This window comes from Shewanella donghaensis (assembly GCF_007567505.1).
Taxonomy (GTDB): domain Bacteria; phylum Pseudomonadota; class Gammaproteobacteria; order Enterobacterales; family Shewanellaceae; genus Shewanella; species Shewanella donghaensis.
The window spans coordinates 4,440,822-4,455,231 of the sequence record NZ_CP041783.1; the positions used below are offsets into that span (position 1 = coordinate 4,440,822).

General features: G+C 40.9%; 13 protein-coding genes. 4 read left to right on the plus strand and 9 right to left on the minus strand.

What is annotated here, in order from left to right; all coding sequences use genetic code 11:
- Nucleotides 1-450, minus strand: coding sequence for a DNA polymerase III subunit chi (locus FPK91_RS18965; RefSeq protein ID WP_144213360.1), 450 nt, complete (start codon nt 448-450; stop codon nt 1-3).
- A 312-nt stretch (nt 451-762) separates the two neighbouring features.
- Nucleotides 763-2,271, minus strand: coding sequence for a leucyl aminopeptidase (gene pepA / locus FPK91_RS18970; RefSeq protein WP_144213362.1), 1,509 nt, complete (start codon nt 2,269-2,271; stop codon nt 763-765).
- A 254-nt stretch (nt 2,272-2,525) separates the two neighbouring features.
- Here pepA and lptF point away from each other — a divergent pair, with 254 nt between their 5' ends.
- Both lptF and lptG read left to right on the plus strand, forming a co-directional pair.
- Nucleotides 2,526-3,638 (plus strand): LPS export ABC transporter permease LptF, encoded by a 1,113-nt coding sequence (lptF, locus tag FPK91_RS18975; protein ID WP_144213364.1) that lies wholly within the window; start codon nt 2,526-2,528, stop codon nt 3,636-3,638.
- On the plus strand, nt 3,635-4,693 hold the full coding sequence (gene lptG, locus FPK91_RS18980) for an LPS export ABC transporter permease LptG (RefSeq protein ID WP_144213367.1): 1,059 nt from the start codon (nt 3,635-3,637) through the stop codon (nt 4,691-4,693). The genes lptF and lptG overlap by 4 nt, the downstream gene beginning before the upstream one ends.
- An 83-nt stretch (nt 4,694-4,776) precedes the next feature.
- Here the strand turns inward: lptG and FPK91_RS18985 are convergent, their stop codons facing one another.
- The 3 genes from FPK91_RS18985 to FPK91_RS18995 form a co-directional block, all read right to left on the minus strand.
- On the minus strand, nt 4,777-5,898 hold the full coding sequence (locus tag FPK91_RS18985; RefSeq protein WP_144213369.1) for a GGDEF domain-containing protein: 1,122 nt from the start codon (nt 5,896-5,898) through the stop codon (nt 4,777-4,779).
- A gap of 239 nt (nt 5,899-6,137) precedes the next feature.
- Entirely contained in the window at nt 6,138-6,647 is a 510-nt protein-coding gene (locus FPK91_RS18990) for an RDD family protein (protein ID WP_144213371.1), read from the minus strand.
- Nucleotides 6,648-6,682: 35 nt separating this feature from the next.
- Nucleotides 6,683-6,955, minus strand: coding sequence for a DUF2960 domain-containing protein (locus tag FPK91_RS18995; RefSeq protein ID WP_144213373.1), 273 nt, complete (start codon nt 6,953-6,955; stop codon nt 6,683-6,685).
- A 214-nt stretch (nt 6,956-7,169) separates the two neighbouring features.
- On the opposite strand from FPK91_RS18995, the gene FPK91_RS19000 reads away from it, so the two are divergent.
- Nucleotides 7,170-7,733, plus strand: coding sequence for a DsrE family protein (locus FPK91_RS19000; protein WP_144213375.1), 564 nt, complete (start codon nt 7,170-7,172; stop codon nt 7,731-7,733).
- 83 nt (nt 7,734-7,816) lie between these two features.
- On the opposite strand, the gene FPK91_RS19005 is transcribed toward FPK91_RS19000, so the two are convergent.
- The 4 genes from FPK91_RS19005 to FPK91_RS19020 all read right to left on the minus strand — a co-directional run bounded on the left by FPK91_RS19005 (nt 7,817) and on the right by FPK91_RS19020 (nt 12,854).
- Nucleotides 7,817-8,485, minus strand: a complete 669-nt coding sequence (locus tag FPK91_RS19005) for a DUF2913 family protein (protein WP_144213377.1) — start codon at nt 8,483-8,485, stop codon at nt 7,817-7,819.
- A gap of 75 nt (nt 8,486-8,560) precedes the next feature.
- Entirely contained in the window at nt 8,561-9,196 is a 636-nt protein-coding gene (locus FPK91_RS19010; RefSeq protein WP_144213379.1) for a peroxiredoxin-like family protein, read from the minus strand.
- Nucleotides 9,197-9,430: 234 nt separating this feature from the next.
- Complete coding sequence (locus tag FPK91_RS19015; protein ID WP_144213381.1) at nt 9,431-10,732, minus strand: DEAD/DEAH box helicase; 1,302 nt, start codon at nt 10,730-10,732, stop codon at nt 9,431-9,433.
- A 334-nt stretch (nt 10,733-11,066) separates the two neighbouring features.
- Nucleotides 11,067-12,854 (minus strand): aminopeptidase P family protein, encoded by a 1,788-nt coding sequence (locus FPK91_RS19020; RefSeq protein ID WP_144213383.1) that lies wholly within the window; start codon nt 12,852-12,854, stop codon nt 11,067-11,069.
- A gap of 284 nt (nt 12,855-13,138) precedes the next feature.
- On the opposite strand from FPK91_RS19020, the gene FPK91_RS19025 reads away from it, so the two are divergent.
- On the plus strand, nt 13,139-14,353 hold the full coding sequence (locus FPK91_RS19025) for a M24 family metallopeptidase (RefSeq protein ID WP_144213385.1): 1,215 nt from the start codon (nt 13,139-13,141) through the stop codon (nt 14,351-14,353).
- Nucleotides 14,354-14,410 lie beyond the last annotated feature (57 nt).

Consider the following 14,410-nt stretch of genomic DNA (forward strand, 5'->3'; position numbering starts at 1 on the left):
CTAAAATGGTAATTCAGCGGTGTCGAGTGTGATACCGAGTTGTTTGTATTCTCGATAACGTAATCGCGCAATATTTTTTAGTGCATCATCATTAGCTACAAAATCGATTATCTGCGGAAATTTTACCGCAAATGTCGGCACTTGGTCTGCAAGGTTAATTAACAGTTGGCGGCTTTTGTTTGCCCCAAGCTTGTCAAAACCAATTTCAACAGGTGAACCTGTAATAGGACCTTCACCTTTTAAGTTATGTGGCACAAATGCTGTTGGCTCAAATTGCCATAATAATTCATCAATGGCATAGGCTTGTTGTTTGCTTTGGCAATGAATATAAACAAGCTTTTGCTGGCGATAATGCTGTTCTGCAATCTGACATGCCGCAAGGTATACACTTTCAGCCGCAGTGGCTTGAGTATTTAATGCTGGCATTAAGTAAAACAGAGTCTTTGACATTATTTTAATTTTTGATGAAGTAAAGGCGAATTTTACACTAAAACTATTGTTTGGGGCTAGGGCGATGAGGGGTTAATTTCGCTTAATTAGGCAGAATATACGCAATTATTAACAATCATTGTTTTAGGTGTTTGGGTTTTATTTGGGATAACCGTTTTTGTTTTTTGATTTGTCTTATCGATGAATTGAAGAGTCTTAATCTTCGGACACAAAAAAGGCGAAGTTTTCACTTCGCCTTTCATTAATCACAGTGCCGTTAACTACAATGCTGTTAATTTAAGCGCTTTTAGCTCAAGCACTTTTTAACTCAAGTTACTCACCTTGATCAACGCCTGCGCGGTTAATCAAGAATTGGCTTAATATCGGTACAGGACGACCTGTAGAGCCTTTATTTGCGCCACTGTTCCAAGCTGTGCCTGCAACATCAAGATGTGCCCAGTTATATTTCTTAGTAAAGCGCGATAAGAAACAAGCTGCAGTAATAGAACCTGCTGGACGACCACCTAAGTTAGTCATGTCTGCAAATGGGCTTTCAAGCATCTCTTGATACTCATCCCATATTGGCATGCGCCACGCACGGTCACCTGATTGCTCACCAGCATTAAGTAGTTCATGGGCTAGTGGATTATGAGATGAGAATAAACCTGAAGCATGTTTACCTAATGCAATAACACAAGCACCGGTTAGGGTCGCTGTATCAATAACCAGTTCAGGGTCAAAGCGCTCAACGTAAGTCAGTACGTCACATAATACTAAGCGACCTTCTGCATCAGTATTAAGTACTTCAACAGTTTGACCTGACATTGTTGTTAAGATATCACCTGGACGGTAAGCATCACCTGCAGGCATGTTTTCACAACCTGCAAGAATACCAATAACGTTAATTGGTAAGTTCATTTCACATAATGCTTTCATCACACCAATAACACCGGCGGCGCCGCCCATGTCATATTTCATCTCGTCCATGCCATCGCCTGGCTTTAATGAGATGCCGCCAGAATCGAAGGTTAACCCTTTACCGACTAAAACGATGGGTTTTTGTGTCTCATCAACAGCACCCTTATATTCCATCACAGTCATGATAGATTCATTGGCACTGGCACGGCCTACTGCAAGATATGAATTCATACCGAGTTTAGCCATTTGCTCTTCGCCGATGGTTGTCACGGTTAACGTGTCATGGTTTTCTGCAATTTGGCGAGCCTGTGAGGCAAGGTAAGCTGGGTTACAAATGTTTGGTGGCATATTGGCAACGTCACGACATAAATGCATACCAGATGAAACTGCCATACCATGGTCGATAGCGCGTTCGCCAAGTGTTAGTTCGCGACGAGTCGGTACGTTGAATACCATTTTACGTAATGGACGACGAGTTTCGCCTTTACGGGTTTTAAGCGCATCAAAACTATATAAACTGTTATAAGTTGTTTCAACCGCTTGGCGTACTTTCCAATATGTATCGCGACCTTTAACGTGCAATTCAGTTAAGAAGCAAACCGCTTCCATTGAACCCGTTTCGTTTAGAGTATTGATGGTTTTAGTGATGATTTGTTTGTATTGGCGTTCATCAAGTTCGCGCTCTTTACCACAACCAACCAATAACACGCGCTCACTGAGCACGTTTGGTACATGATGCAACAATAGCATCTGTCCAGGCTTGCCTTCTAAATCACCACGACGAAGTAGGTTACTAATATAACCTTCACTGATTTTATCTAATTGCTCCGCGATACCAGATAAACGACGAGGTTCGTATACACCGACAACGATACAAGCTGATCGTTGCTTCTCGGGGCTGCCGCTCTTTACGCTAAATTCCATGAGCACTCCTAGATTATTAAAGACAAATTTTTATATTTATTAGATAATGTTTTAATTAGGCTTGTTAAGCCGAATTTACAACCCTTTAAGGAAATAAATCCTTGGTGATTTTCTGTTTTATCAGCTAAATGAATTACACTTAAAGAAGCTCACGAGCTGGTCAGAAAACTATCAAAAACTGCTAAAAGCAGACATTTATAGTGAATTTACTCTGATACCAGCAAAAAGACAAGTTTAGACAGTGGATCCTACCTGTGATTGTATTTAGATACTTAATCGTTGAAGTTTTAAAAGCCCAATTTGCGATACTTTTGGTGTTGTTAACTATTTTTATTAGCCAGCAATTCGTGCGTGTATTGGGTGATGCCTCTGATGGCGAGTTTCCAGCAACGCTGGTACTGACTTTATTGGGGCTCAATTTACCGCAATTAACTGTGTTGGTGCTGCCGTTAAGTTTTTTCTTAGCGATTTTACTGGCACACGGTCGAATGTACGCCGAAAATGAAATGACCGTATTGCATGGCGTTGGGATCAGCGAATGGTATGTAACACGCGTTACCTTGCTGATTGCGGTCGTTAACTTAGTTTTTACCTGTATTTTATCGGTTTACGTTGGTCCGTGGGCGGAAGAAAAACAAAATCAAGTCTTAGAGCAAGCTCAATCTGAAGCGGGTTTAGCGGCGATTACTCAAGGACGATTCCAAGCCAGTCCCAATGGCAGAGCAGTATTGTTTGTTGAAAAAATTTCCAAATCAAATGAATTACAAAAAGTATTTGTAGCACAGCTTCCAGATCCTGAAGATGAAGCGGGTCTAACTAATATTGTTGTTTCTGAAAATGGTCGCGTTGTAGAAGATAAGTTTGGCAGTCAGCAATTACAATTAGATAACGGTATTCGTTATCAAGGTAGTGCTCAAAACCTTGATTACCAAATGATTGAATTCGGCGGCTACCGAATGGAAATCAAAGAACAAGAAGTTGACGAACGTCGTCGTAAGCTATCGGCTTTACCTGTCAATGAACTACTTGCTACTCCTGGACCTGAAGCCGCAGCAGAATTTCATTGGCGATTAGCTTTGCCACTTGCTATTCCATTAATGACATTAATTGCAGTGCCACTGGCGAGAGTGAATGTTAGGCAAGGTAAATTTGCCAAAATGTTCCCTGCCATTTTACTTTATTTAGGTTACTTCGGCTTAATGGTTGCAGGGCGTAAAGCCCTTGAAGATGAAGTAATTCCACAAATATTGGGAATGTGGTGGATCCATGGCTCAGCATTTATTATAGGGCTGCTTCTACTGGGTAAAGAAAGACCGAATGGTGCTAAAATATTGCAGTTATTTAAACGCAAGCAGGAGACGGTATGAGAATATTAGATCTCTATATTGCCAGGGCTATTATCGGTACGTCTGCTTTATGTTTACTCATTTTAACCGGATTATCAGGCATCATTAAATGGGTTGATCAGCTACGGGTGGTAGGCCGCGGTGCTTACACCATGTTTGATGCGATTATTTATGTAATTTACTTAATCCCCCGTGATATCGAATTGTTTTTTCCTATTGCTGTGTTGCTTGGTGCGCTCATCGGTATGGGCATGCTGGCGTCTAATTCTGAATTAGTGGTCATGCAAGCATCAGGCATGTCGCGACTGCAAATCACCATTTCTGCGATGAAAACGGCTATTCCATTGATGATTGTGGTTATGGCGCTTGGAGAATGGGGCGCGCCTGTTGCCGAACGAAGCGCTAAAGAGTTACAAGCGACTAAGGTTTCTGGTGGTAGTTTAATTAAATCCCATCGAGGAGTTTGGGCAAGAGATGGCGACTTATTCGTTAATATTGGAGAAGTTGAAACAATAAATACCCTCAATAACATTACTTTCTATGAATTTAATGATGACTTAAAACTCACCAAAATGACGCAAGCGACTCGGGCTATTTTTTCCAATGATGTATGGCGACTTATCGACGTTAAAAACACCATTGTTACCGATGATAAAATCAGTCTCGAATATCAAGAAGAGCGAGTGTGGAACTCAACACTAACACCGGACAAACTCAGTGTCGTTTCAGTTAAGCCTGAAGCATTAAGTATCCAAGGTTTGATTGGTTATTTAGAATACCTTAACGTTAACCAACAAGATCCCAGTCGATACGAATTAGCGCTATGGCGTAAAATTATGCAACCAATTACGGTCGCAGTGATGATACTTGTGGCTTTATCTTTTGTCTTTGGCCCGCTCAGAACTGTGACTATGGGGGCGAGAGTGCTGTTAGGTGTGGTCGCTGGCTTTAGTTTCTATATTTGCAGTGAGATATTTGGCCCGTTGAGTCTTGTTTATGGTTTGCCTGCTTATATCAGCGCGGCAATGCCAGCCTTCCTCTTTAGTATTGGTGCCTTGTATTACATCAGGAAATAATAGACAAATTAATTCAAAATAAAAAAGCCCCAATGACGTAGCGTCATTGGGGCTTTTTTAGATGAATGACTATTAACAATGAGTTAAAGAACAGAGTTCGTTGATCCTTTGGGCCAAACGCAATCTCGTCCGTTGTCTTTAGCCTGATAAAGGTTAACATCAGCTTGATTAATTGCGGCATCGATACTTTGTTGTATATCTGCTTGTCCGACTCCAATACTCACCGTAATTTTAAGCTCAATATCATTAAATTTCAGCTTAGTTTCTTTAATTGATTTCCTGATTTTTTCCGCGACTTCGTAGGCATCATTAAAGTGCGTATAAGGCAGTAGAATTAAAAACTCTTCACCGCCCCAGCGAGAAATCATATCTTGCTGACGTAAGGTTTGTAAAAATAATTGTGCTAGCTTTACCAATACTTTATCGCCGTATTCATGGCCATATTGGTCATTTACCTGTTTAAAGAAATCAATATCCACAAGCAAAATACTCATGTCGGTTTTATTTCGAATGACTCTGGCATATTCATAGTTAAGTTGTTCCATCATCGCCCGGCGATTGGGGATGTTGGTAAGATGATCTCGCCTTGCTTGGAGCTCGAATTTTTGGCTTAGCTGGGTGATGTGTAGATAAGATTGAAAGCGGGAGTGCTCATAATAGCCAGATAAAAAAGTCAGCGTTATTAACGAATACAGTACACGCGTTTTAAATTCATAGGTGTATTGTGCTTGCAGTAATTGGTCATCGGGATAAAACATGATGATGCAGTAACAAACGATAAATAGCAGTGTATTTATGGTGCCGCCTTTTAACCCACCAAAAAACATCATTACCGGTGGCACTAAAAATATCCATAACGGGCCAGTATTGTTGGCACCACCGCTATAGACCAAATATAGCATCAAGCAGAGTAAGCTCACTTGAATTAAATTGCTGGAGGTTTTAAAACGGTATTTTTTAAGAAACAACCAATGATATTGCAGTGAAAGAAAGAACAATAAACTCGACGTTAATAGTGCAAAAGCAAGTTGGCCATTATCTTCAAAGTAGGCATTGAGTCCCAGTAATATTGTGATAAAAAAGCCGACAAAGCCGAACCAATTGATAATCAGTATCTTATGACGTTTTTCAGGATCGTCACAATGTTCTGTACCACTGTTCAGATATTCAAGAAGTGCTTTTTTAATCTGTTGTTTATTAAGCAAAACGAGGGGAGTGCCTTAATGAGTATTGATGATTCGGATTTTAGGTTTAAAGTTAAGACATAAACTATGTTACTTAACATATACCAGTTAGTTATGAATACCAAATCACTATTTACAATAGCGGCTTTAACTTTAAAGGGTTTGATCGTTATGAGTGTAAAACGGGGATAATAATAACCCGCCGAAATAATAAATTAGCTGGCGGGTTATTGGGAAGGTGTTGCTTGTTGCTGGGTTAATTAAGCACCGCGCCAATTGCGCATTTGGTTGGCTTCAACAGATAATACAACCACTTCAGATCGAGTCATTTTATCTTGTAGTGCTAGCTTGTCAGTACTCATTAGAATAAAGACGTTACCAATACCGCCTAGTGACCATACAACACGAGCTAGTGCGGTCACGAAGCTTAAGTTTTGACCATTAGGATGTTGGACTTTTAAGCGCCATGCTCTCATGCCTAAGGTTTGGCCGCCACGGCTCCAAAATAATGCATAAAAAGCCACAACACAAAGAACCACCCAAAGTTGATAAATACCTTTGTATAACGGCGTTTGATGCAGTAAGTCAGCAATATGCTCATAACCATCCATACCGATAACGCCACTGCTGGTGAGTCCAACAAAAAGACCAAACCCCACCGCGCCGGCAATCATATAAACGGCAACAGCAAGCAGAGAATCATAAACTATCGCGCCAAAGCGTTTTACGAAACTGGCTCTCGGAAAGTTAGCGTGTTCTGAATTTATCATGTAAAACCTATGTTATCGTCGCTATAAATGGATGCTTAAGTCTTACTGACGCCAGTATCTTCATCATCTTCACGCACAAACTTGATGCTGGTAAAACCGAACCGTGCAAACTCTGTTTTACGGTATTCTTTTTCTGCTTTAGCCCCTTTTTTAGAGGTTATTGCAATTTGCTGTTCCATAGCCAAAAAATGGGTTAGATCAATCCCTTCAGCTTCTGCCGCTGCTTCATATAGGTCATGATGAATATCGTAACTGAATGCGATAACTTTGGTTTTACCTTTAAAGGTATAAATGACTTGGCGAGCCATGGAAACTCCTGAGTTTGGTTGCTTGCAATTGGATAATGAAGCAACAAATACGGCTAAAATTCACTGGCTAAAGATAATGTTGAATCCATAAGTCAGTTTTTGATATTTCTATACCCTAGAGATTTTAACTATAGGGTAAAAATTTGTTGGTTATTATAGCTAAATGCAGTGTTTCAAGATAGCTTTGTCATAGTGCAATTATAAGGAAATTAACATGCCCACTTCGATTACATTGAAATTAATATTTTTAAGTTTGCTTCTCGCTTTCTCAAGTTTATCCCATGCAGGAAAAGAGGCTTTTAAATCAGGAACTGCAATAAAAGATTATGGTCAAATTGCTGTTGTTGATAGTCAGCTTGCCATTCCAAAAGATATGGTGTTTAAGGTTGCATTTGATATGAGTAAAGCGGCTAAGCCAGCAGAGATTAACCGCAGTTTAAATACCCTAGCAAGATTTATTAATATGCATGAGGATGCCGGCGTGCCAGCTAAGAATATTCATTTGGCAATGGTAGTGCATGGCAATGCAGTCGGTGATTTAGCAAAAAATGAATTTTATCGCCAGCAACATGGTTTAGAAGCCCCGATTGAAAATGCCAATAAAGCACTTATAAAACAACTGACGCAATATGGGGTGAAGATATACATATGTGGTCAAAGTGCTGCTTATTACAATCTCGATAATGAGGCTTTGCTGCCGGGTGTGGACATGGCATTATCTGCAATGACAGCGCACGCTATTTTGGCTGAACAAGGTTTTACTTTAAACCCTTTCTAAAGCTGTATCGTAATCTGTTTCAAATACAAAAAAAGCGCTGACATTTCGTTAGCGCTTTTTGATATTAATTATGTGAGAACCGCTTACGCAAGAGATTCCACTAACAAACACAGCTCTTTTAATTGGTTATTAGGCACAATTAAGTAGGTTTTATGATGTTTGATTAAACTGGTCTTTTTGTTGCCTTGGCTGACTAATAAACCTTTATTAAGGGCTTGCTCGGCAAAGTATTGTTCATCACCTCGAACGTATACCGGCAAGGGCTTTATCAGTCGGTCAACATCAAAATACTCTGACAACTGCTGCTCACAGATAACGATACTTGATTGTCCATTACCCGCCAGCTTCAGCTTAGTTGAGCTATTGCTTGAAAAGGCTGTATCGGTAATGACAAACCATTCGGCCCCTTGCAAATGACTAATAAGCGCATCGACAGCCCCTTTTTGAGAAAGGTCTGTGGAGAGCACTTGTTGGTACTGAATAGCAATACGCTGCAGTAATTGTGGCAACATTGCACCAGCACCTTGACTACGAGCCATACGGATCCAGCTATTCAGATCATCGGCAACGATTTTAGGGAAGCGTTTTTCACGCAATGACTCTACCATCCAGGCACAAAGGAAATGGCTTTCTTGAGCAGGAGTGCGTTTGGCTTTTTGTTTTAATGCAGATTCTTGAAGGGCTTTAATCCCCGTTTCTGCAACGGCCAAAATAGCGTCATTGTATGTTTGAAGTTGTGTTGTGTTTTGCATAAATAGCTCCGCCGCAGAAAAATGGGAAGTGCGGCGAGGCTATTGTAGCAAAGGCTTGTTATTGCTGCTGCAGAATTATTGCGCTTGCAGTAATTTAGCCGCAGCTAAGATTAGTTCTGGAGCAGGGCGCACTTTATAATTTGGGTTTATGTACTGAAAATGTACTAACCCTGATTTGTCTGCAACGTAGACTGCAGGTACGGGTAACACTAAACGTTTTTCACCTTCAGGTGTTGTCCATAATGTATTTTTAACACTGAGCTTTGATGTATACATACTGGTGACTTTTTCGCTGGTATAAAATGCAATACCAAAGGCTTGAGATGCTGTCATTTTCTCATCAGAAAGTAATAAGTAATCCAGTTTATTATCATTCATTGAGGCTTTTAGCTTTGCTGGCGAGTCAGGTGAAATACCGACTAACTGAAAACCCATTTCAATTAATTTAGGCTCGATGGCTTTAAGTTGACCCATTTGAATATTACAAAATGGACACCAACCGCCACGGTAGAAAAAGAAAATTGTCGGTTTTGCGGCCGTTAATTCTTGTAGGTTAACCTTATTCCCTTCGACATCTTGCAAGGTAACATCAGGGATTTGCTGGCCATTCATCAGTGGCATAACGTGGTATTCATCGGTCGCGATTGGTTTAGCGATGGTTGCAAAACTTACCACACTCAGAAGTGCGGCAATAAAGAGTTGTTTAGTCATGTTGAAGTCCATATTCGTATAAGCAAAAAGTGACCAGATACAGTGGCTATTGCACAGTAGTCGAGTCTATTAGTCGTTACAGTCTATTGCTGTTATTGGTATTGACATTTTTGAACGCAGATAGCGTCTCACAAAAGACCTGAGCAGGGGCGATTTTATTTCATAGAAAATGACAGATATAAAAAAAGGCGCAATAAGCGCCTTTTAAATACTCAATCTACTATGGGGTTCAGGCTATTTCAGTTTTTTGTACTTAACAGTACTGCTTGATTTGCCCACAGTGACACGGCGACCTTTCATGTTACGTTCGCCTACAACTTGATCGCCTGCGCTATCTGTACGTTGTTGTTTCTTAGCAAAACTACGACGCTGTTGAATTTGCTTTAACAGTAGCTCACGGCTGCCAACTTCATAACCTGGCGCTGTTATACGGCGAATAGGTTGGCCAATTAACTTTTCGATATCATATAAGGTGCGTTCTTCTTCACGGCTTACAAATGAGATTGCAGTGCCTGATTTACCCGCACGTCCTGTACGACCGATACGATGAACATAATCTTCAGCAAGGAATGGTAAATCGTAGTTGATGACATAACCTAAATCTTGAATATCCAGTCCGCGTGCAGCAACTTCAGTTGCCACAAGAACACGTACTTTACCTTCAATAAATTCACGCAATGCACGGCGACGGCTACCTTGTGCTTTTTCGCCATGAACAACAGCAGATGGAATACCATCTAGGTTAAGTTCTTTAACTAGCATATCAGCAGCATCACGAGTTGCTGTGAATACTAAAACTTGTTGCCAATTTTTAGTGCCAATCAACTCAGACAAAAGCTCACGCTTGCGGCGTTGTTCAACTGGGTAAACCACTTGGCTAACGGTGTCTGCAGTGGTGTTTTGCTTATCAGCAGTAATCACTACTGGCTTTTCAAGCATTTCGTTAGCAAGCTTCTTAACTGAAGTTGAGAACGTTGCTGAGAATAATAAGTTTTGACGTTGCTTATTCACGGCTTGTAGAATTTTTTGAATATCAGCACTGAAACCCATATCAAGCATACGGTCTGCTTCATCAAGGACTAAAAACTCAACATTTGAAAGGCTTAAGTTACAGGCGTTTAAATGTTCCAATAAGCGACCCGGTGTGGCAACAATAATGTCAGCACCACGTTTAAGTTTTTGTGCTTGGGTAGTGACTTTAACGCCACCATAAATAGTCAGCACTTCGATGTTGATATTTTTACTGTATTCAATGATGTTTTCAGCAACTTGGGCTGCTAGTTCACGCGTTGGCGTTAAGATTAATGCGCGGGTATTTGAATGTTGTAATTCGCGTGGGTTTTCAAACATTTTTTGTAGCATGGGTAATGCAAACGCTGCAGTTTTACCGGTACCCGTTTGTGCGCTGGCTAGTACATCTTGGCCACGACGAATTGCTGGAATAGCTTGTTGTTGAACGGGTGTCATAGTTTTATACCCGCAATCAGCGATCGCACTCAGTATTTCAGGGGCGAAGCTAAAAGATTCAAATTTCATTGGTATTTATTTCCTATCATTATCACGTCATTCAACAATTCAGTCTCAAGTTAGCTGTCCCGCTATAGCAATAGCATTGGGGATATTAACCTGACTGAGTATAGTTCATCGTGCTAGTTAAAAAGCGGCTTATCGCATCAGTTTATTATGATCGGATAAGTATGCTAAAGAGTCAGCGGCGGCGGAGTATAACAAAGTTTTTTGATTAATTCTTAACTAATAGTAATAAGTGTTTGATGATGGCTAAATATTCAAATTGAAAACAAAAATGCCAAGGTCTAATCACGTAGACGTTGGCATTGAGTTTTATTGTTCAGATGCTCGTAAATAACAACTAGAGTTCAGTTGTGACCTTTGTTAGCCAAACTAAATCATCACCAGTGAGAATTGATGACAAAGTGGTAAAGACTTTTTGATGGTACTGATTTAACCAATCAATTTCTGATTGGGTTAACAGTGATTTGTTGATTAAGCGTTTATCAATCGGAATTAATGTTAATGCATCAAATTCAAACATTTCACGTTCGGCATTGGCAAGGGTCGGTGATGGGATCACAGCCACTAAATTTTCTATACGAATACCAAATTCATTAGCGCGGTAATAACCGGGCTCATTGGATAACACCATCCCAGGTAGAATTGGAACGCCGTTGGAATTTTTTCCAATACGTTGCGGGCCTTCATGGACACTTAAAAAATGCCCAACGCCATGACCGGTACCATGGTCATAATCAAAACCATGCTGCCATAAATATTGGCGAGCAAACCCATCAAGTTGTTGACCAGTTGTGCCCATTGGGAACTTGGCTTGATCAAGCGCAATATGGCCTTTTAATACCAAGGTGACCATTTTTTGTTGTTCAGCTGTGACATCACCAATGGCAATGGTACGGGTAACATCAGTAGTACCGTCAATGTACTGAGCGCCAGAATCAACTAAATAGATACTGTTCATGGTCATTTGACTTGGCGTGCCGTCATTATGGTTGTAATGACACATCGCAGCGTTCGCACCGGTGGCTGAAATGGTATCAAAGCTTGGTTCACGATACAGCGGATCGGTTAATCTGAATGATTCTAGTTTGTCGGCAAGTTGGCCTTCATCATAAAGACGGTTCGCTGCAACTTCACTATCAAGCCAAGCGAGGAATCGACTGACCGCTGCGCCATCACGCACATGGCTTGCTCTCATGCCGCTGAGTTCTGCTGAATTCTTCTGTGCTTTTGGCAATGCAACAGGATCTGAACCCGTGACTAATATGGCGCCCGCTTGCTTTGCGGTTAATTGAGTCCACGCATTAGTAGTATTTGGATCTGCAAGTAGCTTAACGCCATTAAGTTGCTTAAGCGCATCAGCCAATAAAGACTCATCTTTAAATTCAACACCTGCGCCAACATGTTCAGCAAAACCTTGTGGCAGTTTTTTGATATCTGCAAATAAGGTCATATCACCGTTTGCACTCAGTAAAGCACACCCTAAAGTGACTGGTAATCTTGGTACATCGCAGCCACGAATGTTTAATAACCAGCAAAATGAATCAAGTGCTGCAATCAATGCCATATCGGCGCCTTGTTTGGCAACGATGTCACCTATCTGTTTACGCTTATCAATACTGTTGCGGCCTGCGCCTTCATGGCTGAATAACGTAATTGGGTCTGTTGGTAGCTCTGGACGTTGCTCCCAATGAGTATCGATAGGGTTTTCAGATACCGAGACTAGGCTGATATCTGCTTTTGTTAATTGCTGCTCAGCTTGTTGGTACCAAGCTAACGTGTGCAGTCTGCTATCAATTGCAATACGTTTCCCTTGGCCTAAATTATCGATTAACCATTGAATTTGTGGTGTGTCATATAAGCTTTCATAACTAAATAATTCAGCATCGACTTGCAATGCCACTTGGACAGTGTAACGACCATCAACAAAAATGGCCGCTGTGTCTTTTAAGATTATGGCTGCACCAGCAGAACCTGTGAATCCAGTGGCCCACAATAGTCTTTCATTTCGCTCTGGAACATACTCTCCGAGGTATTCATCAGCACGAGGAATGATAAAAGCATCAAGATTTTGTTGAGACATAGTTTGACGAATGGCTTGAAGGCGCTGGTTAATCTTATCTGACATGGTTGCTCCATTGGAGGTTGCTGATTGATTCAGTCTTATTTAGGAATGGCGATTATCGCAATGGGTCGCTATGAGTTGCAAGGCATCCTGTTGCAATAGTGATAATCATTCTAGACAAATGTTGTTACTTAATTTGTCACTAAATTAATAGTTTATATTGTATACATTTTATTTTTGAAGTTTACACTATGCTCATTATCGAATCATTAACAAAATAGATTAAGCCTAATCGGTGGTATCGCATATTAATGCAGCCACAAATGAGCTTAATTTCGGAGTGTATTATGACAGTCGGAGTCGGAACTAAAACCCAACAACAAGCATTAGACTCTTTGTCTGATATGACTAACGATGTTACTCGTATTGGTGTGCAAGAGTTTGAGCTGCGGATCAGTAAAGCGCAGCATTTGATGCAGCAACAGGGTATTGAAGCCATATACATCAATGCAGGCACTAACTTGCATTACTTTACGGGTACTCGATGGTACGCCAGTGAACGTATGGTTGGCGCCATTATTCCTGCTCAAGGCTATGTTGAATATATCGCTCCTGCATTTGAAGTTGATACCTTAGAAGGGTATATGGCAGTTAAAGGTAAGGTGAATACCTGGCAAGAAGATGAAAGCCCATATCAAGTGTTTGCCCAGATGCTAAAAGATAATGGCATTAATGCAGGTAAAGTCGGTATTGATGAATCTACAGCCTTCTTCATTTTTGATGGCATTAGAGCGGCGAATTCTGAACTGACTTATGTCAATGCCAAAAGCATTACAGCTGGTTGCAGAATGATTAAATCAACGGCTGAAATAGCATTACTGCAGCGTGCTATGGATATGACTTTAGCGGTTCATGTCGCTGCAGCGAGCATCTTATGCGATGGCATAACCACCAAAGAAGTAGAAGACTTTATTCATAAAGCGCACATTAAAGTGGGCGCACCTGCGGGCTCATATTTTTGTATCGTATTATTTGGTGAAGACACTGCTTATCCTCATGGGGTTAAATCCCCTAAAACACTTGAAGTTAATGACACTGTATTGATTGATACTGGTTGTCAGCTTGATGGTTATAACTCAGATATTACCCGTACTTTTGTGTTTGGTGAGCCTAGCGAGCGTCAACGTGAGTTATGGAACTTAGAACAACAAGCGCAATTAGCAGCGTTTGCAGCAGCTGACATTGGTGCCAGTTGTGCGAGTGTTGATAAAGCGGCCCGTGAAGTGATTGTAAATGCTGGTTTTGGACCAGGATATGATGTACCAGGCCTGCCACATCGTACTGGGCACGGTATTGGTTTAGATATTCATGAGTGGCCATACTTGGTGCTTAATGATCACACAGGACTTGAAGTGGGCATGTGTTTTAGTAATGAGCCGATGCTATGTGTACCTGGTGAATTTGGGATCAGACACGAAGATCATTTTTATATGACTGAGTCTGGCGCTAAGTGGTTCACCCAACCTGCTAAGTCTATTGATGACCCGTTTGGGCTAAGTTAACGACCCATTAAACGATCAAGCTAATAGTGATGGTTTATGCTTATTGAACCAATAAAA

What these genes read in the sequence shown, in the direction of transcription:
- FPK91_RS18965 (WP_144213360.1), bottom strand. Translation starts at nt 450, where the DNA reads ATGTCAAAGACTCTGTTTTACTTAATGCCAGCATTAAATACTCAAGCC.
- pepA (WP_144213362.1), bottom strand. Translation starts at nt 2,271, where the DNA reads ATGGAATTTAGCGTAAAGAGCGGCAGCCCCGAGAAGCAACGATCAGCT.
- lptG (WP_144213367.1), top strand. Translation starts at nt 3,635, where the DNA reads ATGAGAATATTAGATCTCTATATTGCCAGGGCTATTATCGGTACGTCT.
- FPK91_RS18990 (WP_144213371.1), bottom strand. Translation starts at nt 6,647, where the DNA reads ATGATAAATTCAGAACACGCTAACTTTCCGAGAGCCAGTTTCGTAAAA.
- FPK91_RS18995 (WP_144213373.1), bottom strand. Translation starts at nt 6,955, where the DNA reads ATGGCTCGCCAAGTCATTTATACCTTTAAAGGTAAAACCAAAGTTATC.
- FPK91_RS19000 (WP_144213375.1), top strand. Translation starts at nt 7,170, where the DNA reads ATGCCCACTTCGATTACATTGAAATTAATATTTTTAAGTTTGCTTCTC.
- FPK91_RS19005 (WP_144213377.1), bottom strand. Translation starts at nt 8,485, where the DNA reads ATGCAAAACACAACACAACTTCAAACATACAATGACGCTATTTTGGCC.
- FPK91_RS19010 (WP_144213379.1), bottom strand. Translation starts at nt 9,196, where the DNA reads ATGACTAAACAACTCTTTATTGCCGCACTTCTGAGTGTGGTAAGTTTT.
- FPK91_RS19015 (WP_144213381.1), bottom strand. Translation starts at nt 10,732, where the DNA reads ATGAAATTTGAATCTTTTAGCTTCGCCCCTGAAATACTGAGTGCGATC.
- FPK91_RS19020 (WP_144213383.1), bottom strand. Translation starts at nt 12,854, where the DNA reads ATGTCAGATAAGATTAACCAGCGCCTTCAAGCCATTCGTCAAACTATG.
- FPK91_RS19025 (WP_144213385.1), top strand. Translation starts at nt 13,139, where the DNA reads ATGACAGTCGGAGTCGGAACTAAAACCCAACAACAAGCATTAGACTCT.